Genomic DNA, 18,832 nt, shown 5'->3' on the forward strand with positions numbered 1-18,832 from the left:
CGATGGAAATACGCTGAATAGTTTAACGCGTCGATAACGAACGGGCATTAATTACCCCGCAGGCGACGGCGAACGATACAAGGAATAGCGCAAGGAGGAGCCAACCGAGCGTCGAAAAGCGAAAAAGAGAGGAACACAAGGCGACCGCAACCAGCACGCTGATCGGATTATCGCGCTGAGTAGGGATAACGATGCCCAGCGTGACAAACAACGGCACCGAGACGAGGCAGGCAAGCGCGCTGAAGAGGGCGGGCAGCGCGGCGCCACCGAGAAGAACATCGACGACGCAGGCAAACAGCGCGCACGGAACGACGAGGGCACCCACCGAAGCAACGAGCACCGCGTACGCCGTGCCGGGACGAAGCCGAAGCATCGGCAGACGACGGATCGACGACGTGGAAGAAAACGCGTACAACCCCAGGAACGCCAACGGCTCAACCGCCACCACAGGTGGCAACAAACCCGAAATAGACAGGTAGATGAACAAAGCGACGGAGACGAGGAGGGAAATCCACGTCTCCTGAGAACGAAGAATCGCAAGGAAATGCGACGCAAAGACGGCGCGGCGACGACGCGAAAAAACCACACGCGGATCGACGCGGAGAAGAACGAACTTCGCGCCAGCGCGGAACGTACCGCCACTCGTCACGACGGCGAGGAAACCGAGGACCGCGACCGCGCACAGGGCCAGGAGATGAGCCGCGGCATCGCCGTAGTGCTCCGCCACCCAGGAAACCGCATCCGTCGGGACGAAAACCCGCTCACCATGGGACGGGGGAGCGGGAACCGCAGTTGACGGTGCAGGCTGACCAGACGATTTTTTCCTGCGTCGACGGAGTCGACTCTTTGGCGCCGCCGTGGGCGGGCAGGGGGTTGAATACGAGAGCGGCGGAGCCTGCCGCCGCCGACCAGCCGAGGAAGCTGCGTCGGGAAAGTTCTGGGGCTGTCATTCCTGGCCCTTTCTGTCATTCGTCATACGTATCTGATTGTATCCGGACATGAAGTGAATTGCGATTTGCGTCACTTTGCTGTGGTTAGGGTTAGATAAGTCACAGCGAGAAAGCGGGTTTCGACGCCCTGGTCCTGGCATCGAAACCCGTTTTCTCTTTTTCCCACTCCCCCTTTACCGCACCGGCGAAAGGCAAGTACTGGCGCGACCCGAGGAGACCGGGAAGATCACCCTTCGTACGAAGGTGGCTTATTAATTAGGAGGACAGCTGCGAGCTGAGGTTGTAGAGGGCGCCGCCCTCTTCCGTGGCCTCGTACAGCGCCTGCGTGGTTCCGTGAATGGTCTCCAGGGCCTGGAGGGCCTGGACGGAGGCGGGGACCTCAACCGGCGGGGCGATCGTGCCGTATTGCATTGCGTCCCACTCGGTGGTCTTCTCGCCGGACACGGCCGGGGTGGCGATGCCCGTCACCTGGGAGATCCAGGCGTAGTGATCCTGCACGGGTATCCACCAGCCGAGGGCGCCGTCGAGGCGGGAGCCCTCCTTGGCTTCGTTGGCAAGGGAGGCAACGCCGGCGAGCTTGCCGTCGACAAACAGGGGGCCACCGGAGTCGCCCTTGCCGAGATGGCCGTTGTAGACGTACCCCTCATAGAAGGTGTCGCCCGCGTCGAGGGAGCCGGGGACGTTGGTGACGCGGCGCTGGACCTCGACATCGGCCTGCTGGATGACCTTCTTACCGTTTTCCATGACCGAACCCCAACCCATGGAGTAACCGGCCTTACCCTCGGCGGTGTAGGAGGTGGCGAGATCCGCAACCGGGGACTGCAGGCGCTTGTTTGCCTTCACCAGCATGAGATCGGAGGAGGGGTGCTTGACGACCTTGGCGACGCGGGCCTTCTCGCCTTCAGCAGGAGCGCCGACGGAGATGAAGGAGTAATCGCCAACGCCCTGGCAGTGCTTCGCGGTGAGGATCCACTCGCTGGAGATGAGCGTACCGGTGCAGCTCCTGTTGCCCACCTGGACACGGGCCGTGGAATCGGCGACGGTGCCCATCCGGGCATCGGTGCCCTGGGTGATGGCGGAGGCGGTTGTCGGGGCGACAACTGCGGCGGCTGCGATGGCGATAGCAGCAACGCTGTTCCAAAGTTTTCGAACTACGGTGCTCATTTCAATCAGTGCCTTTCAGTTTCTGCAGGTTTTCCCTCAGGACCAGTGAGGTTCTTTCCTTCCCTGCACCTTTAACTGTATTTGCCCTGGTCAGGGCTGTAAAAGGAGCTGGTAGACAGGCACTTTTAAGGGAACTTTCAGGCAGATTTCCAACCTAAACCCGCAGGTTAGAGGGGGTTTCTCAAAATTTGTCAGTTTTGTTCATCATTCTTAAGAAAAGGGTGAAAATAGGGCTCGGATTCAGCTAGATTTGAACATGTTTTAGGGCGGAAAAGAGCGCAAAAAACGGGCAAGAATGACGCTAAGAAAAAGCCTTATAATGTGATGGTTGACACATTTACCCTGCGAAGGTGACGGGCGCAAACCTAAGGAAATACACAAATGAGAAGTATCTTAAATTGTGTTTTTGCTGGTCGGGAGGGTTTGGGGGCGTTTAATTAAGGAATCCTCATTAAGTTTCCGCACCGAAAGGAAAACGTGGATACATACGTGTATCTAAGACTTTCTGGAGGCTAATTTTAACGTGGAAACCGCAGGTCAGGGGCGGTGTAGCGCGGAAAATTTAGGTTCCCCGCAGAAGTTTTGCACACCAACTAAGAATCCTTAGCGTCCTCATGCTTAAGATAAATAAGAACAGGAAGGAGCGGCCGTTATCTACACCACCATGGCACACCGCGCAGCACGCCAGGTCATCGCCACATACTCGACCTCATTCGGCATCGCCAGCGCCCTCCTCCCCCGCGCCATGCGACGCGACATCGCACACCTGTATGCCGTGGTCCGCATTGCCGACGAAATTGTCGACGGGGCGGCCCCCGCAGAAACCGCATCCGCGCAGCTAGAGGCATACGAAGAGGCGGTGTGCGCGGCACCCGCACGGCCCTTCCACACCGACCCCATCCTCCACGCCTACGCCGCAACCGCGAGACACTGCGGATTTGCTGAGGAACACCTGCGCGCCTTTTTCGCCTCCATGCGGACGGATCTCACGCCCCGGGAATACACGCCGGAAGAACTCACACAATATATATACGGCTCCGCGGAAGTCATCGGGCTCTTATGTTTAGACGTGTTCCTCGCCGACGCGCCCTACGCCGGCGACCGGGCATACCTGGAAAACGGGGCGCGGCACCTGGGGGCCGCGTTTCAAAAGGTCAACTTCCTTCGCGACCTGCACGAGGATACCGTAGGACTCGGGCGGGCCTACTACCCCAGGGACCTGACGAGCGTCGACAAGCAAAAAATTGTGGAATCCATCAGGGCCGACCTGGCGGAGGCGACACCGACCATTGAGGAGCTGCCGCGGGGCGCGCGGGTGGGCGTGCGGGCGGCGGCCGGGGTTTATGGGCGTCTGACGGAGCAACTCGACGCGATGACGACCCAGGAGCTGCATGCCCGGCGCGCACACGTGCCTGCCTGGGAAAAGGCGGCGATCGCGGCGCGGGCGGTGGCGCGGGGGTAAGGTGGGAATTGCCCCTATAATCCTCGAAAGGAATCGCTATGACCTTGTACTGGCTCTCCATCGTCGCGGGCTGCGGCGTGATGTTCGCCCTCGGATACGTGCACGAAAGGTCCCACGCATGATCGCAGCAATAGTCGGCGTCGCCCTCATCATCGGCAGCTACTTCCTCGGGCGCTGGAGCTACCGCGCAACGAGGTAACCAACCGGAAACACACCGCTCCCCCTTCGTGGGGAGCTTTTTTCAGCGCTGATTCCTCCAACAGAAGAGGAGACGGCCGACAAGGCGGTCACGGACATCCGGATCCATAAGGGAGAGGGTGGGGTTCTGGGGCCGAGTGACGACGAAGAGCTCGGCGGCGAGCTGGTCGGCCGTGAGGTGCGGAGGGACGAGCCCGACGCGGGCGGCACGGGTGAGGAAGGCGTCGACTTTTGTGAGGAGCTCGGTGCGCCTTTGTATGACCTCATCGGGGACGGCTTCGGGATCCTCGGGGACGAGGACGGCGACGAGGGTGCCGATGCCGTTATGGACAAGCGCCCAGACGAAGTGGTCGAAAGTTGTTTCGGGGTCGGTGTCGAATTGGACGTTGAGGCGGTCGATGGCGTGGTCGAGCTGGCTGAGAAGGTCGAGGCCGCACGCGATGTTGAGGTGGGTGCGGGTGGGGAAATTGCGGTAGAGGGTGGCGATGCCGACGCCCGCGCGCTTGGCGATGAGGGTGAGGGTGATGTCTTTGGAGGGGACGGTGCGGAACACCTCGCAGGCTGCGTCGATAATCGCCTGCCGGCGTTGCACGGCATCCGCCCTCATTGTTCCTCCTACTTGACAGACTTCCTGGACGGGCAGAATTATAGAACACCGATGAAGTGATAGCTAGACCTCCGGTGTGGTCGTACTACGACCCGCTGGGGAATCTGGATAAGGTTCCCGTCGCTCTGGTCAACAGCGATTCTGGTGAGGTGGGCTCGACGGTTACGGAGAAGCTTGTCGACGCTGACGTGATGAACTTTCACGTGGTGAGCGCGTCCGAGGCGCGCTCGGGGATTGCCGACGGGACGTACTACCTGGGGGTGGAAATACCCGCAGGGTTTACGGATACCGTCACCGGCCTGAAAGACCAGGCGACGACGGTGATGACGCCGACAATTGGGGATTCCGTGTCCGAGCAGATCATGGACAAGATCTTTGTTGGGTTTTCCGACGGCGCGGAAAAGGCGCGCGGCGGGCTAGGGACCGCGATTGAGGGCGCGACGAAACTGCAGGGTGGCCTTGCCGACCTGCAGGGGGCGACCGTGCAGATGGGTGACGGAGCAGGAAGGCTGGCGGGAGGCGTCGACAAGCTAACGGGACCGGTGACAGGAGCCTTAGACCAGCTCCCCGAGGCGCACGCGATCGCCGACCAGCTGACGAACACGCCGGTGGGGCAGGTTGTGGTGCTGCAGGACGGGCCCGGGACACTGGTGGCGGGGACGGCGACGCTGCGCGATGGAACGCAACGGCTCGTGGCGGGGTCGCGACAGCTTGCCGACAGGGCGGTGCAGCTGGATGAGGGGGCCGGGACGCTCTCGCCACGGGTTGCGCGACCGGGGGCGACACGCTGACGACGTTTGGCATAGGGCTGTCGCCGTTTTTCCTGTCGTTATCGCTGTGGCTCGGCGCGCTCATTCTGCACATGGTGTTTGCGCCTTTGAACAGGGGGCCGTGGACTCGGGGGCCTCTCCCCTGCGGGCGGCGCTGACGGTTGTGGTGCCGGGCCTGATCATGAGCCTCATCCAGGCGACGTGCCTGTGGCTCGCGCTGGGCGTGCCGGTGACATCTTTCTGCGGGTTTTACGGGGCGCTGGTGGGGATCGGGTTCGCGTTTAACATGCTGGTTTTGGCGATCTACACGTTCTTCGGGGCGACGGTGGGCAGGCTCATCGCGATGGCGCTGATGACGCCGAAGCTGGTCTCGTCGAATGGTCTGTACCCGACCGGCGTTTATTCAGTGGGTGCACGGGTGGGACCCGATGCGGCACGTGATGGTGGGGTCGTTTGATGGCGATCTGCGGCCGGGCGTGGCGGCTGTTGTTTTGGCGTGCTGCTTTGTCGGCGGGCTCGTTGTGGTGGTGCTGTCGAACTGGCGGGAGCGGGTCATGATGCGGAAGGACCTGCACCCGGAGCTGGCGCTGTAGTTTTATATGTACACTTCAATATGCCGAAAAAACGTCGAAATTTGTACATATCGGCCTTGGCGAGTTCACCGCGACCTGCGGATTGTTACATACGCGGGTGCCTCTCGTTAGAATACGGGTCCCCTATTCTGTTGGCGTTTAGATTTTAGTTTTTGCAGCAGATTTCACGGAAACCATGGTTTTTTAAGGGTTGAGGGCGAATCTGCTGCAAAAAGTGAAGGTGTCGGCGCTTGGCGCTTCCTGAACCCATCTCTATTGGCTCCACAGACGGGACCGAAGGCAATCTTTCGCGCTTGTCGTTGAGGGGATGCCACTGCTGGAGGTCAGGCCGCCTCACGGGCGGCGAGGACGAGGCCAATGAAGGCGACGATTTGGCCGGGACCGAAGGCGAGGGGGAGGAAGAGGAGCTCCCAGCCCGAAGAAGCGTCGACAAGCATGACCGCGTGGATGAGGAGACCGATCAGACAGATGAAATGGCCGGCGGCCATGAACCGGGAGGCGAGGGTGGTGAGCCTGCGGGTGGCCAGGCAGTACACGGTGCCGAGGCCGGCGCCGAGGGGAACCGTCGTGTTGACGATGGAGAGGATGCCGAAACCGAGCGTCGTGAAGATAGCCGGGAGGGAGACGATGAACGTGGCGACCGTCAGGCCGTGGAAAAACTTCCCAATTCTCGATGATAGTGTCTTTTATATGTGGCGAGGCGTGTTTGTTGTACTGATCGTCATCGCGTGTGTTGTCACTGGTGGGGTGTGGTGGCAGAGGGGGGCCGTTCCGCCGGCGCTGGAGCAGCTTGCCACGCTGGAGGTAAAAGGGAAGGCACCGACGAAGGACTCCAGCGGTGGGATGTATGCGTACTCGCGGGAGGCGTTCGGCCAGAAGTGGTCCGACGATGTCACTGTGGAGGGCGGACACAACGGGTGTGACACCCGCAATGACGTTTTGAGGACACAGCTTGAGGACGTCGTCGTAAAGCCAGGGACGCGGGGGTGTGTTGTGCTGAGCGGGACATTGCACGATCCGTACAGCGGGGACGTGATTGCGTTTCAGCGTGGGGCGAAGACGTCCGGGCAGGTGCAGATTGACCATGTGGTGGCGCTGGCGAACGCGTGGCAGACGGGGGCGTTTGCGTGGTCGGACGAGAAGCGGCGGAACTTTGCCAACGACCCGCGGAATTTGCTCGCAGTGAAGGGTTCTTTGAATGAGCAGAAGAAGGCGGCGGATGCGGCGGCGTGGCTGCCGCCTGCGGGGCGGTGCGAGTATGCGGCGCGGCAGGTGGCGGTGAAGGCGGCGTATGGGCTGTGGGTGACGGAGGCGGAGAAGGAGGCGCTCAGGCGGGTGCTCGCCGGGTGCGGATGAGGCCGCGTCACCATTGCCTCCGCGGATCCTCCCTCACAATTTTCCGCACCTGACTCCCCTTCATCACCCATTCCGGATAGCTTGCATCGATCGCGCTCAAAACGGAGAGCATGTCATGCAGGCGACTTCTCACGTTGGTCTTCAGAAGATTTTCCTGATGAGCAACACGGTTACGGAGACGAGTTAAGCGCTCAACCTTTCGCCCTATGTCCTTTCTGGATTGGTCATCACTGCTGGCGTTCGGGAACGCTCGATGCAATCCAACCTTCCACAAGACCTTGGCATTCGACTTGTGAACGGGAAGAGCTTCTCCCAGCAAATTGGACCAATTCCCCATCGTGAGCTGCGCAAGAATATCATCGTGACTCACCCCTGTACGTAAGCCTCGGCGTTTCGACTCTCGTAGCGCTCGTTTTCGCGCCTGCCTAAGCGGGGTACTCATCATTTCATAGAGAAGCCCCGCAGTTTGACGCTCCACACACCAATCCCTATGACCGCACTGTCCATAGCGTTTCGAAGAAGTATCTCGAAGTACGAAAGCTGAGCGTGAAACTCCCCTGCAAGACGAGTGTTCCACCTGTAAAGATCAACAGCCCTATCTACGTCCTGTGCAGCCGCTTCATAATACTTCTGGAACCGTGCAGAGCCCAGCATCGCTTCTAATCTATGCTTGTCTGCCATCGACTCAAATGCTAACCTTTACCACCGAGCGCTGGTGTAGACTAGCGCACTTTATCCCACGACCCCGGATCTCGCGTCCGGGGTCGTTGTATATCCAAAAGACTACGGCAATAATCCAGCACCGGAAGCAGCGCGCGTTGCCAGTCGCGATGACGGTGAGAGGGGCGCTCAGGCGGGTGCTCGCCGGGTGCGGATGAGGCCGGCGAGGACGACGAGTTGGCCAGGGCCGAGGGCGAGGGGGAGGAAAAGGAGTTCCCAACCGGTCGTCGGGAAGCAAAGAAGGACGGTTTGGATGAGGAAACCGGCGAGGCAGAGGGCGTGGCCGGCGGTGAGGAGGCTGCGGTGGCCGCGGCGCAGCGCGTTCGCGGCGATGACGATGGCCGCGAGCTCGACGGGGACGGCGACGAGGAGGATGAAGACGAAGCTCAGCGACGCGAGGCCACCGCCGAAGGGGATGACCGAATTGGTGACAAGCGCGGCGAGGACGAGGAACGTCCAGGCGATCGCCGGGACCGACACGATGACCGAGGCGATGCTGACGCGGGTGAGGAGCTTCATGGTGGAAAGTCTACCGTGGGCAGGCCGAATGGCCCGCGGGGTGCGGGCTGTGTTGGCGCGGGGGCTTTAGCCGGGGGGACTGGGGTCGATGGGGAGGCGAAGCTGTTTGCGAACGAGACGGACAGCGCCGCCCTGGGCGCAGGGATGCATATTGAGTTGGAGGGGGCCGCCGAACGCGGGCTTCCAATACTCCAGGCCATCGATGCGGACCATGCGGCCGTACATGGGTTTGTCGGGGTCGTCGTCATTACGCCCGTTGAAGAAGCTGCACAGGAGCATCAAGTTTTCGGAGACCGTCTTGCCGCCGTTTTTGAAAGCTTCGATGTGGTGGACTTCGCACTCCGTGGCGGGGGTCGAACAGTCCGGGTGGGGGCAGACCGGGTTGCGGAGAGCCTGGTTGAACCACTCGAGGAAGTCCGCGAGGCGGGAATCGGGCGTCATGGTTAGGGAATAGACACCGAAGTTCTGCGGGGCGTAGGGGTGGACGAGGGCGGCGAGGAGGAAATCCGACAGTTTCGTGCGCACGATCTCCTCACCGGAAATCGTCGCGCCGTTGGTGAGAGAAAACCGGAACTTGCCGCGCTCCTCCTCGGTGAAACCCGTAAACGACATGTCCAGCGGGACGAGGAGACACGGGGTCGCTGCGGCGGGAAGCTTGCCGTCGTTCGCGGCCAGCGCCAGCCTGATGAGACCGTTGGCGGGGCAGGACTTATCCGTCGCGCGGGCGCGGTCATAGATCTGCTTCACGCGGGAGGACTCTGCGGTCAGGGTGAGGGTGGCGTACGTGGAGTTTTTGATGCTCCTGTACGTCAGTTTCCTATCCGGGTTATCCGCGTGATGCGTGTTCAGCTCCTGGAGGAGGCGGGCGCCCTCGGCGTTGATACGCGTGATGTCCGGGCCGAGCGGAGCGAGTTCCTCGCGGAGCCGCCACGCGTAGGCCTTCTTCTCCAGCTTCGCCACCTGGGATTCGATGGCCTGGAGGGAACGGAACGTGTGGCCGGCTGCGCGGGCGGCATCGCGGGCGCGCTCCTGCATGCGGGGGGCGTTGGTGGAACCGAAGTAAATCTTGCCGATCTTCACCACCGCAGCGGCGGTGGTCTTATCGAGACCCTGGCGGACGAGGGCGGCCTTCGGCGTGCCGAAGGCATCGCCGGCGATGTCAATCGCCTGGGCCAGGATGCGGATGAAGTCCCCCGTAATGCTCACAGGACAGATACTAAAGGACGCGGAAAAGCTTTGCAGTGCAAGTGGAAACAGTGCAGGTCAGGTGTGGTATATTTTTGGTAGCTATTCCCGCTGTCGAAAGGTTAAAACGTGAAATCTCGAGCAATTCTGCGTATTGCGATTCTGGCTGCGATCCTCATGGTCGCGCTCGCGCTGGCGATGAACAGGATTTTTGTCGGCTTCGTTGTCGCGGCGATCGCGGGTGTATTTCTCGTGTACTTCCTGGTCAGGGATCGTCGCTACCTGAGGTAGGGCGAGGCGGCATCGATGCCTTCTTCCCTGGCTTTTCGGAGCGACTCCGACATGCCGGGGATGGACTGGAGGTACAGCGTTTCCTGAATTGCTCGCCACGCATCCTCGCCGACGAGGACGGCGTTTCCGCGTGGCCCTGTGATGGTGACGGGTTCCGAATCCGCGTTCACCTGGTCGATGAGCCGACCCAGGTTGGCGCGGGCTTCGCCTGCACTGAGTGATGTCATGGGGTCAGTCGTTGGGGAAACATCGGCGGTACCCCTCGGGGTTGTCCCGCTTGAGCTGCTCTTTCCACTGGTCATAGCGCTGCTGTATCTCCGCGATTGATTTGAGGGCTAGCTCTTCGCTGATTTTGTAGTAGGGGTCTTGGTACGCGGTTTCGTAGGCGATTCTTGCCCTCTCCGTTTGCTCCCAGTCTCTGAGGTCTGGGTTATAGATTGACCAGTTCCCGTTACCCTGGTCTCTGAGGACTTCGCCGGTTTGTCGATAGTAGCGGTTTGCCATGGTGTCAGCTCCTTTTCCACAACCGACTATATGGAACCGGGGGCATACGTGAAAGAGAAAGTTCGAACAAGGCTTCGGTAGACAAAGCAAAATCCCTGGTCATGTGACCAGGGATTTTATCTTGTGGAGCATAGGAGAATCGAACTCCTGACATCCTGCTTGCAAAGCAGGTGCTCTACCAACTGAGCTAATGCCCCTTTGTTCCTGGTGGGCCTAGCAAGAGTCGAACTTGCGACCTCTTCATTATCAGTGAAGCGCTCTAACCAACTGAGCTATAGGCCCGTGCGGAACGTGTATGTACTTTACGTTGTGGGGCGGGCCTAAAGCAAATCGGCTGGTTAGCGTCGGTTAGTGAGGGTGATTGTGAGGCCTCCAGTGAAGCCCGCAAAGGCGTTGAAAAGCACGGCGGTGATGGGGGCCAGGACGACGACCAGGAGGGCGACGATGGCGCCCAGGAGGGTGGCGGCGCCGAGGACGATCTGGAAGGTGATCGTCCCCTCGCCGCCGGCACCACCGATGACGGCGTTGACGGAATCCCACACGCCGGCCGCGTCGAGGCCAACGTAGAGGAGGCACACGCAGACAACCCAGGCGGCGAGCCCGGCCAGCGCGAGAAGGAGCGCTGTGCGCAGGACGCTCATGGTGTTGATTCTGGTGATCGCAACGCGGCGTGAAGCCATACTAATCCTCCTCGGTCGGGACGCCATTCATGTCCGTGTCAGAGCCATCGACCTCGAGCTGGGCCTGGGCCTGGACGGGGTTCTTCTCCGCCGGACCGTCGACCTCGCCGCGGGCGATGGCCTCGGCTTGTTCCTCACCAGAGTCTTCCACGTTGCGGTCGATCGCGTACAACGAAACGCCGTTGGGCAGGTTGACCAGGCGGACGCCCATCGTCGAGCGGGAGGACGGGCGGATCTGGGAGACCTCGGTGCGGATGACGCCGCCGGCGGAGGTGATGGCCATGATCTCGTCGCCTTCGTTGACGGCGAGGGCGCCGATGAGCTTACCGCGCTTGGGCTGGTACTTGAGCGTCGTTACGCCCAGGCCACCGCGGCCCTTGGCGGGGTACTCCTCCATGGCGGTGCGCTTGCCGTAGCCACCCTCGGTGGCGACCAAGAGGTAGTCACCGTCGGAAGTGACGCACATGGACAGGAGCTCGTCGTCGTCCTTGAAGCGCATGCCCTTGACGCCGGCGGTCGCGCGACCCATGGGGCGCAGGACATCGTCGGCGGCGGAGAAGCGCATGGCCTGGCCGCGCTGGGAGACAAGGAGCAGGTCGTCCTCGCCGCTAGACAGGACGGCGCCGATGAGGGAATCGCCTTCGTTCAGGTTGATGGCGATAAGGCCAGCGGAACGGGAGGACTCGTAGTCCGTCAGGCGCGACTTCTTCACGCGGCCCTTGCGGGTGGCGAGCACCAGGTACGGCTCGTCCTCGTAGGACTGGATCTGGATGACCTGCGCGATGGTCTCCCCCGGCTGGAACTCCAGGAGGTTTGCCACGTGCTGGCCGCGGGCCGTGCGGGAGGCCTCGGGGATCTCGTAGGCCTTGAGGCGGTAGACCCGGCCGAAGTTGGTGAAGAAGAGGATCCAATCGTGGGTGGAGCAGACGAAGAAGTGGCGGACCACGTCGTCCATCTTCAGCTCCGCACCGCGCACACCCTTGCCACCGCGCTTCTGGGAACGGTAGGCATCGACCTTCGTGCGCTTGGCGTAGCCGCCGGAGGTGATCGTAACCACGACGTTCTCCTGGGCGATGAGGTCCTCGTCGGTAACATCGCCGGTGGCGGCCACCAGCTGGGTGCGGCGCTCGTCGCCATGCTTGTCGACGATCTCGCGGAGCTCTTCCTCCACAATCTTGCGCTGGCGCTCGGGCTTGGCGAGGATATCCTTAAGATCTGCGATGGTTTCTTCCAGCTCAGCCAACTCATCGATGATCTTCTGGCGTTCGAGGGCTGCCAGCTTCCTCAGCTGCATGTCGAGGATGTGCTGCGCTTGCTCCTCATCGACGTCGAGAAGCTCCATTAAGCCTTGGCGGGCGACTTCCACGGTAGCCGAAGCCCGGATGAGCGCGATGACCTCGTCCAGCGCATCGAGTGCCTTGACCAGACCGCGCAAGATGTGCGCGCGCTTCTCCGCCGCGTTGAGCCGGAACTTCGTGCGGCGGACGATGACATCGACCTGATGGTCGGTGTAAAGGGTAAGCATCTGATCCAAGCGAAGGGTGCGCGGAACACCGTCGACAATCGACAGCATGTTGACACCGAAGTTCGACTCGAGAGCCGAGTGCTTGAAGAGATTATTGAGAACCACGCGGGGGACGGCGTCGCGCTTGAGGGTGACCACAATGCGCATGCCGACGCGATCCGAGGACTCATCATCGATCTTGGAGGCGCCCGGAAGCTTGCCATTGTTGATCTGATCAGCGATGTTGGAGACGAGATTATCCGGGTTCACCATGTACGGAAGCTCCGTAATCACGATGTACGTGCGGCCCTTCTCCTCCTCAATGGAGGTCACGCCGCGCATCTTGATCGAACCGCGACCCGTCGTGTACGCATCCTTAATGCCCTGGTCACCGACGATGAGAGCGGCCGTGGGGAAATCCGGCCCCTTGACGCGCTCCATGCACGCCTCCAGCGTCTCCTTATCGGAGGCATCCGGGTTCTCGAGGATCCAATAAATGGCCTCTGCCAGCTCATTCAGGTTATGCGGTGGGATGTTCGTCGCCATGCCGACGGCGATGCCGTTCGACCCGTTCATGAGGAGGTTCGGGACGCGGGACGGGAGGACCGCGGGCTCCGCGGTCTTGCCATCGTAGTTCGGCTGGAACTCCACCGTATCCTCGCGGATATCCCGCACCATCTCCATGGCCAGCGGGGTGAGCTTGCACTCCGTGTAACGCATGGCGGCCGGGCCGTCGTTGCCGCGGGAACCGAAGTTACCCTGGCCCTGCACCATGGGGTAGCGCATCGACCACGGCTGCGCGAGGCGCACCAAGGTGTCATAAATGGCGATATCGCCGTGGGGGTGGAACTGGCCCATCGTATCGGCCACCGGGCGCGAGGACTTAACAAAGCCGCGCTCAGGGCGGTAGCCGGAATCGAACATCGCATACAGGATGCGGCGGTGCACCGGCTTCAGGCCGTCGCGCACCTCAGGCAACGCGCGACCCACAATGACGGACATGGCGTAGTCGATATAACTCGACTGCATCTCCTCATTCAGGTCGATTGGCGACACCCGATCAAAAAGATTTTCATCAGACACGTAGAATCTGCCCTTTCAGTTTGTTGCTTATACAATCCTACAGGGCGCGTGGGGCAGTTTTGCCGTGGCGGGCGGTATCGGGGTGGTATCATGGGGCGCTATGAAAAATACTCTTCTTGGCCCCCAGCGCCCCGCAGTAGTAACCGCACTGTCCGACCTGGCGGTATCCACCATCGACTCCACCGGCGGCATCACGGGCATGGCGCTCAAAGGCCTGCTCAAGGCCGCCCAATCCGCCCGCGACGACGTTGTACCCACGGCGATCGACGCCGTCCTGCCCGACCTTGCTAACGCCCTGGAGCCCTACTGGGACACGTATTCCGCAGGAGTGGCCGTTGATTCGTTCGGGGCGTACCTTGATGAAAATCACGACGCCGTCGCCGGCGAACTCGCGCGGATTGCCGATGGGTTTGTGGAGGATCGCGAGCTCGGCGGCCTGAAGAAGCTCTACACCTCCGCGCGCAACAAGGGCATCTCCGTCCTCGAACAACACCTCGGCGCGCTGGGAGATGTGCTAGAAGGCTTCATGTAAACATGGCCATGACACTGCGCCTCACCCCCACCGAGGAACGGGCGCTTAGTTTGCTGGCCGATTCGTGGGGGCTAACCAAGGCCGACGCCGCCCGGCGCGCCATCATGACCGCCGCCACCCGGATGCTGCGCGACGAGGAGGCGCGGCAAGCCGCGCGTGAGGAATTGGCCAGGTACGGGCTGTGAGGCTCGACACCGACACCGTGGCGGCGATCGCGGCTGAGGTGTGTGACACCACGGGGGCACGCGTGGTGCGGCCATGGGCGCTGGCGGCGGTGGCCGGGGCGTGCGAGGGGGTCATCGGGGTGGAGCGGGTCGGCAGCAGCGCTTCTGCTGCGGACGCCGTGCTTTTGCTGCAGCCGCTGGACCGCGCCAATGGGGTGCTGGCGCGGGTGGTGCGGGGGGTGGCGGAGAAGTAGGTTTTGTGGCTTGGCTGACGGCTTGGCTGCGGTAGCTGCGGTGCTAAGAAAAATGTCACCGTTTGCGGTGTAGCACATGTGACCGTCTGGGAAAGTATGGGGTTTGCTACAGGATCCGTTGACATTTTTCTTAGCGGATGCGCTACTATTCCCAGGCCATCCATCCCCCCAGCCACTTGTTGGATGCGAGGGGAACCCCCACGGCCCACGACTCCTCCAGTTCTTTCAACCACAGGTTCTTTGCCCAGTTTGCATTCGCGTCGATCCGGATAACGTCGAGATGCTCAGCGCGAAGGAGGCGTTGCCGGGAGTGCTCGCCTTGGATTGATCGTTTGGGGGGCTGGCCGTAATCTCCTCGGGTTTTGCCGCGCCCGTCGTACTCGAGGACGATGAAGGTCTGGGGGAAGAGGAAATCGACACGCCCGATGCGGCGGCGGAAAGCGTCCAGGATGATGGGCTGTTGGATAGGTGAAGGGTAGCCGGCCTCAAAAAGCCGCGACTTTACGTCACTCTCGCGGGGGCTTTCGGAGTGGCCGTTGATGAGGCGAACGGCGGTGCGGGCCACCTCGGCGCCGGTGAAGCCACTGCGCCTTTGCAATGAGTAGCGCAGCTTGCTGAGCGTCGTAAGCCGCACCCGGACGGCCCAATCGCCACAGCGGACGGCATCTTCGATGCCGTACCAGCGCGCGATGTCGACGATGGTATCCGCCGGCGACGTGAAGTAAATCTCCTGGCCGCAGACGGTTAAAGAGTAAAGGTACTCCTTGGGCAGGCGCCGCTTGTTGATGCCGGGGCGCTTCCTGCCCACACCGACAATATCTACATCATTCGACATCCAGGTTTTGGTGGGCATCCCGTGCATGACCGCCGCCGCCCGCCCGGCCAGAACCCGGCCCTCGAGCCCCAGGGCCAGCGTCCGCAGCACGTACTGATCCCACGAGTTCTGCTCCTGGAAGAAGTACTGAGGAACGTAGACGCCGCGCGCGAGCTGCAGGAGGAAACCATCGTTAAGATCGCGCTGGATCTCCTCGCGCTGCCTCGCGCTCAGCCCCCGGGTAAGGATTACATGCTCCCCCATTTTCATACAAGGGATCCTGCCACGGCACGGGGGTGCCCGCCACTCGAGCGGAGGTTAGGCCATGGTCACCGTGGCGACGGTGTCGCCCTGGGAGACTGCGCCGGTGATGGCGTGGACCTCGGCAACCTGGGACTTCTCACTGAGGACAACAGGGGTAATGAGGTTTTTACCCTTTTGCTTGAGTCGGGCAAGGTCGACCTCAATGATGGGTTGGCCAGCGGTGACCTGCTCACCCTGCTGGGTAAGGACAGTGAAGCCCTCACCCTTGAGCTCGACGGTGTCGAGGCCGATGTGGACGAGGACATCGAGGCCCTCGGTGGTTTTGACGGAGAAGGCATGGCCCGTCTTGAAGACCATCTGGAGGGTTCCCGCGGCTGGGGCGCAGACCAGGAGGGTACCGTCAGTGGAGCGGGGAGCGACAGCGAAGCCGTCGCCAAGCATTTTGCCAGAGAAAGTCGGGTCGGGGACGTCGGCGATCGTGGTGGCCTGGCCGGCGAACGGTGCCTGGAGCTCGACGGTAACCTCCTGCTCGCCCTCGAGGGACGCATCGGTATGGCTCATCTGGCGAGCCACCTCGTCGTACACAAACTGTACCTTAGGTCCGACGACAACCTGAACATTCTTCTGCGAGGGGCGGATGACGCCGGCGATGCCGGACTTCTTGATCGCCGACTCGCTGACCTTGACGTTATCCTTCACCTGGACGCGCAGGCGCGTGGTGCAGTAATCGATGGAATCGATGTTGTCCTCACCGCCGAGGCCCACGATGATCTGGCGGGCGACGTCGGAGGTTTCGGCGTCGGCAGCAAGAGTGGCACCCTCGTCGGCCTCGTCGTCACCGCGGCCCGGGGTATGGAGATCCATGATGCCGATGAGGAAGTAGAAGATGACGAAGTAGAGGACGAAGAAGATGACGCCCATGACCAGCAGCATCCACCAGTCGTTGGCAAGCGGGTTGCGGGCAGAAAGGAGCATGTCCACGAAACCGGCGGAGAAGCCGAAGCCCGCCGTCCAATGGAAGGCCGCGGCGATAGCGACGGAGATACCCGTGAGGACTGCGTGGACGACGTAAAGCAGCGGGGCGAGGAACATGAAGGAGAACTCCAGGGGCTCCGTCACGCCCGTGAAGAAGGAGGCCAGAGCGGCGGCGAGCATGAGGGAGCCGACGACCTTGCGGCGCTTCGTGTCCGCGCGGAGGTACATGGCGAGCGCTGCGCCGGGGAGGCCGAACATCATGATCGGGAAGAAACCGGCCTGGTAGCGGCCCACGAAACCGACGACCTGGCAGGCGCCGTCCGCCCAGATGCCCGGGCAGGTGGCGGCCGTCGTGGCGGCTGCGGCGGCCTCGATCGTCTTGCCGCCGGCGAGGAAGTTACCGATGTCGTTGATGCCGATGATGTCGAACCAGAAGATCGAGTTCAGGGCGTGGTGGAGGCCCGTCGGGATGAGGAGGCGGTTAGCGAACGCGTAGAGGCCGGCACCGACCGCGCCCATGCCCTGGATCCACGTACCGAAATCGAAGAGCACACCGTAGATGAGCGGCCAGAGGAAGTAGAAGATGCCCGCCAGGACGATGGAGAAGAGCGATGTGAGGATCGGGACGAGACGACGGCCGGCGAAGAAGGCCAGCGCATCCGGAAGCTTCGTGGCGTGGAAGCGGTTGTAGGCCCAAGCGGCGAGGATGCCGACGGCGATGCCGAAGAGGACGTTCTTCGGGCCGACGGCGGCCCAGCCCTGGGAGGCCCAGTCGAGGGCCGCCTCATCAGACATGGACTCGAGGTCGACGCCACGGTAACCGGCGACCGCCTCTTCGTCGAGAAGCGAAATCAGGGTGGTGAAGCCGAGCCAACCGGACAGGGCCGCAGCGCCGTTGTGGTCTTTGGCCAGGCCGAACGCGATCGCGATGGCGAAGATGACGCCGAGATTGTTGAGGACCGCGGAGCCGGCGGTGATGAGGACGGCGGCGAGGAGGTTGCCTTCGCCCCAGCCTTCCGGATCGATCCAGTAGCCGATGCCCATGAGGAGGGCGGCGACCGGCATGATGGCGACGGCACCCATCAGTGCCCGGCCGAGCTTCTGGAACGCCGTCATGATGACATTGCCAGTTTGTGATTTTTCTCTTGTGGGAGATGTCGCGGTGGACATGATTCCTTCTTTCTCCTGGGTGGGGAGTTACGTGCTTGGGCGAACCGATTGCCGCCAGCCGTGGAGGAAAACCGCAAGGTAGGCGGCCTCCCCCGCCGCGTGCGACGGCAGCGTCGGAACGTCGATCATGCGACACAGAACCTGCTGCGCCACATCGAATTCGGAAGGCAGATCGCGTTCAATCGACCGCCTCGCCAGATTGGAACGGAACTGCTTCGACCCCACGCGATTGCTCATCCTCGTGAGCTCCAACGCGAGGGAATGGTCCACAGTCCCGTCAAGGTTGGTGGTTGTCGCCCCAAGCCGCGCGCACACAAACCGCAGCAACCCCGCCAACTCGTTCGCCACGGCCAGAGGCTGCTTCACCGTCACGCCCTGGCGGGCCGCGTTGAGGTGAAGGGCGATGAAGGCCGCTTCGTCGACAGGAAGGGTTGCGTTGGCGGTATGCGAGTTGATGTAACTCACCATGAGCTGCGCCGCCTGAAATTCCAGGGGGAAGGCCGCCCGGATCTCATCCACCAAAGAGTTCCGGATCTGCTCGCCCGAGCCCGCACGCTGCACCGCAAACGAAATGTGCTCGGCAAGCACGACGTACACCGAGGGGTGCAGCTCGCCAAGCAGGTCAACCGCCAAATCCACCGCCGCCGAGATGGTTTCCATCACCGCCGGATCCAGCGACAGCACGCCTTTGAGGAACTGCGCCCGCTCCGGGCTGAGCTCCAGGTACTGCCGATCCGCCGTCGCCGGCGAAATCTCGTCCCCCGGCTTACGCTGGAAGCCAATACCCCGGCCGACGAGGACTTGGGTGTCTTGGGTTGGTTGGGTGATTTGTTGTTGGGTGTTTTTGGTTTGGGCTGTGTTTTGGGCTGTGTTTTGGGCTGTGTCCTCCCCTGGTACCCCGCTGGGGACGCGGACAAGCACGGCATTGTTGCTGAGAACCCGGATAATCCTGGGATTTCTTGCACCTTCAGTCATGACTTTCTCCTGCGTATCGCTGCGGGAGGGCACCAAACGGCACCGCGCGGGCATGCGCCCGTGGGTATGCGGGGTTGTGATCCTGCGGGTTTGGCACC

The 18,832-nt window shown here is 61.9% G+C and carries 24 protein-coding genes and 2 tRNA genes; 10 read left to right on the forward strand and 16 right to left on the reverse strand.

What is annotated here, in order from left to right:
• Positions 1–22 precede the first annotated feature (22 nt).
• The 3 genes from HMPREF3044_RS08340 to HMPREF3044_RS08350 form a co-directional block, all read right to left on the reverse strand.
• Entirely contained in the window at positions 23–727 is a 705-nt protein-coding gene (locus tag HMPREF3044_RS08340; protein ID WP_070740801.1) for a hypothetical protein, read from the reverse strand.
• Positions 728–761: 34 nt separating this feature from the next.
• Positions 762–950, reverse strand: a complete 189-nt coding sequence (locus HMPREF3044_RS08345) for a twin-arginine translocation signal domain-containing protein (RefSeq protein WP_005391482.1) — start codon at positions 948–950, stop codon at positions 762–764.
• 255 nt (positions 951–1,205) lie between these two features.
• Positions 1,206–2,114, reverse strand: a complete 909-nt coding sequence (locus HMPREF3044_RS08350) for a S1 family peptidase (protein ID WP_070740804.1) — start codon at positions 2,112–2,114, stop codon at positions 1,206–1,208.
• Positions 2,115–2,778: 664 nt separating this feature from the next.
• Between HMPREF3044_RS08350 and HMPREF3044_RS08355 the strand changes: the two genes are divergently transcribed.
• On the forward strand, positions 2,779–3,576 hold the full coding sequence (locus HMPREF3044_RS08355) for a phytoene/squalene synthase family protein (protein WP_070740807.1): 798 nt from the start codon (positions 2,779–2,781) through the stop codon (positions 3,574–3,576).
• 241 nt (positions 3,577–3,817) lie between these two features.
• Here the strand turns inward: HMPREF3044_RS08355 and HMPREF3044_RS08360 are convergent, their stop codons facing one another.
• On the reverse strand, positions 3,818–4,381 hold the full coding sequence (locus HMPREF3044_RS08360; protein ID WP_070740810.1) for a TetR/AcrR family transcriptional regulator: 564 nt from the start codon (positions 4,379–4,381) through the stop codon (positions 3,818–3,820).
• A gap of 56 nt (positions 4,382–4,437) precedes the next feature.
• Between HMPREF3044_RS08360 and HMPREF3044_RS08370 the strand changes: the two genes are divergently transcribed.
• The 5 genes from HMPREF3044_RS08370 to HMPREF3044_RS08385 all read left to right on the forward strand — a co-directional run bounded on the left by HMPREF3044_RS08370 (position 4,438) and on the right by HMPREF3044_RS08385 (position 7,100).
• Positions 4,438–5,172, forward strand: a complete 735-nt coding sequence (locus HMPREF3044_RS08370) for a YhgE/Pip domain-containing protein (RefSeq protein WP_141759665.1) — start codon at positions 4,438–4,440, stop codon at positions 5,170–5,172.
• Positions 5,173–5,272: 100 nt separating this feature from the next.
• On the forward strand, positions 5,273–5,608 hold the full coding sequence (locus tag HMPREF3044_RS08375; RefSeq protein ID WP_070740816.1) for an ABC-2 transporter permease: 336 nt from the start codon (positions 5,273–5,275) through the stop codon (positions 5,606–5,608).
• Positions 5,595–5,744, forward strand: a complete 150-nt coding sequence (locus tag HMPREF3044_RS13145; RefSeq protein ID WP_168167245.1) for a hypothetical protein — start codon at positions 5,595–5,597, stop codon at positions 5,742–5,744. The genes HMPREF3044_RS08375 and HMPREF3044_RS13145 overlap by 14 nt, the downstream gene beginning before the upstream one ends.
• 443 nt (positions 5,745–6,187) lie before the next feature.
• Positions 6,188–6,421 (forward strand): hypothetical protein, encoded by a 234-nt coding sequence (locus HMPREF3044_RS13405; protein WP_246820973.1) that lies wholly within the window; start codon positions 6,188–6,190, stop codon positions 6,419–6,421.
• Between the two features lie 25 nt (positions 6,422–6,446).
• Positions 6,447–7,100, forward strand: coding sequence for an HNH endonuclease family protein (locus HMPREF3044_RS08385; RefSeq protein ID WP_234985043.1), 654 nt, complete (start codon positions 6,447–6,449; stop codon positions 7,098–7,100).
• A 441-nt stretch (positions 7,101–7,541) separates the two neighbouring features.
• On the opposite strand, the gene HMPREF3044_RS08395 is transcribed toward HMPREF3044_RS08385, so the two are convergent.
• The 3 genes from HMPREF3044_RS08395 to HMPREF3044_RS08405 form a co-directional block, all read right to left on the reverse strand.
• Positions 7,542–7,781, reverse strand: coding sequence for a hypothetical protein (locus tag HMPREF3044_RS08395; protein WP_005391499.1), 240 nt, complete (start codon positions 7,779–7,781; stop codon positions 7,542–7,544).
• A 168-nt stretch (positions 7,782–7,949) separates the two neighbouring features.
• Positions 7,950–8,339 carry a hypothetical protein gene (locus HMPREF3044_RS08400; protein WP_070740822.1) on the reverse strand — a complete coding sequence of 130 codons (390 nt, stop codon included), beginning with the start codon at positions 8,337–8,339 and terminating at the stop codon, positions 7,950–7,952.
• Between the two features lie 66 nt (positions 8,340–8,405).
• The gene (locus HMPREF3044_RS08405) at positions 8,406–9,545 is read right to left on the reverse strand and encodes an HNH endonuclease signature motif containing protein (protein WP_070740825.1); all 1,140 of its coding nucleotides are present in this window, start codon (positions 9,543–9,545) and stop codon (positions 8,406–8,408) included.
• A gap of 108 nt (positions 9,546–9,653) precedes the next feature.
• Here HMPREF3044_RS08405 and HMPREF3044_RS13150 point away from each other — a divergent pair, with 108 nt between their 5' ends.
• On the forward strand, positions 9,654–9,815 hold the full coding sequence (locus HMPREF3044_RS13150; protein ID WP_005391501.1) for a hypothetical protein: 162 nt from the start codon (positions 9,654–9,656) through the stop codon (positions 9,813–9,815).
• Here the strand turns inward: HMPREF3044_RS13150 and HMPREF3044_RS08410 are convergent.
• The 6 genes from HMPREF3044_RS08410 to gyrA all read right to left on the reverse strand — a co-directional run bounded on the left by HMPREF3044_RS08410 (position 9,803) and on the right by gyrA (position 13,532).
• A complete protein-coding gene (locus HMPREF3044_RS08410; protein WP_070740828.1) occupies positions 9,803–10,042 on the reverse strand; it encodes a type II toxin-antitoxin system Phd/YefM family antitoxin in 240 nt (79 codons plus the stop codon). The two genes, HMPREF3044_RS13150 and HMPREF3044_RS08410, sit on opposite strands and share 13 nt — an antisense overlap.
• Positions 10,043–10,046: 4 nt before the next feature.
• The gene (locus tag HMPREF3044_RS08415; protein WP_070740831.1) at positions 10,047–10,319 is read right to left on the reverse strand and encodes a hypothetical protein; all 273 of its coding nucleotides are present in this window, start codon (positions 10,317–10,319) and stop codon (positions 10,047–10,049) included.
• A 124-nt stretch (positions 10,320–10,443) separates the two neighbouring features.
• Positions 10,444–10,516, reverse strand: a tRNA-Ala gene (locus HMPREF3044_RS08420).
• Positions 10,517–10,524: 8 nt separating this feature from the next.
• Positions 10,525–10,601, reverse strand: a tRNA-Ile gene (locus HMPREF3044_RS08425).
• Positions 10,602–10,657: 56 nt separating this feature from the next.
• Positions 10,658–10,999: a DUF3566 domain-containing protein gene (locus HMPREF3044_RS08430; RefSeq protein ID WP_005391507.1), complete on the reverse strand. Its 342-nt coding sequence runs from the start codon at positions 10,997–10,999 to the stop codon at positions 10,658–10,660.
• A gap of 1 nt (position 11,000) precedes the next feature.
• Positions 11,001–13,532, reverse strand: a complete 2,532-nt coding sequence (gyrA, locus tag HMPREF3044_RS08435; protein WP_371326120.1) for a DNA gyrase subunit A — start codon at positions 13,530–13,532, stop codon at positions 11,001–11,003.
• A gap of 154 nt (positions 13,533–13,686) precedes the next feature.
• Here gyrA and HMPREF3044_RS08440 point away from each other — a divergent pair, with 154 nt between their 5' ends.
• The 3 genes from HMPREF3044_RS08440 to HMPREF3044_RS08450 are packed head-to-tail and all read left to right on the forward strand — an operon-like array spanning position 13,687 to position 14,536.
• Positions 13,687–14,118 carry a DUF6918 family protein gene (locus tag HMPREF3044_RS08440; RefSeq protein ID WP_070740838.1) on the forward strand — a complete coding sequence of 144 codons (432 nt, stop codon included), beginning with the start codon at positions 13,687–13,689 and terminating at the stop codon, positions 14,116–14,118.
• Positions 14,119–14,120: 2 nt separating this feature from the next.
• Positions 14,121–14,303 carry a hypothetical protein gene (locus HMPREF3044_RS08445; RefSeq protein WP_005391510.1) on the forward strand — a complete coding sequence of 61 codons (183 nt, stop codon included), beginning with the start codon at positions 14,121–14,123 and terminating at the stop codon, positions 14,301–14,303.
• Entirely contained in the window at positions 14,300–14,536 is a 237-nt protein-coding gene (locus HMPREF3044_RS08450) for a hypothetical protein (protein WP_005391512.1), read from the forward strand. Before HMPREF3044_RS08445 ends, HMPREF3044_RS08450 begins: the two co-directional genes overlap by 4 nt.
• 145 nt (positions 14,537–14,681) lie before the next feature.
• On the opposite strand, the gene HMPREF3044_RS08455 is transcribed toward HMPREF3044_RS08450, so the two are convergent.
• Genes HMPREF3044_RS08455 through HMPREF3044_RS08465 form a run of 3 tightly spaced genes read right to left on the reverse strand, consistent with a single transcriptional unit; the run spans position 14,682 to position 18,734 of the window.
• Positions 14,682–15,620, reverse strand: a complete 939-nt coding sequence (locus HMPREF3044_RS08455) for a hypothetical protein (RefSeq protein WP_070740841.1) — start codon at positions 15,618–15,620, stop codon at positions 14,682–14,684.
• A 48-nt stretch (positions 15,621–15,668) separates the two neighbouring features.
• Entirely contained in the window at positions 15,669–17,759 is a 2,091-nt protein-coding gene (nagE, locus tag HMPREF3044_RS08460; RefSeq protein ID WP_070740844.1) for an N-acetylglucosamine-specific PTS transporter subunit IIBC, read from the reverse strand.
• Positions 17,760–17,786: 27 nt separating this feature from the next.
• Positions 17,787–18,734: a CAT RNA binding domain-containing protein gene (locus tag HMPREF3044_RS08465; protein WP_246820975.1), complete on the reverse strand. Its 948-nt coding sequence runs from the start codon at positions 18,732–18,734 to the stop codon at positions 17,787–17,789.
• Between the last annotated feature and the right edge of the window lie 98 nt (positions 18,735–18,832).

Source organism: Corynebacterium sp. HMSC073D01 (assembly GCF_001815555.1).
Lineage (GTDB): Bacteria > Actinomycetota > Actinomycetes > Mycobacteriales > Mycobacteriaceae > Corynebacterium > Corynebacterium glucuronolyticum.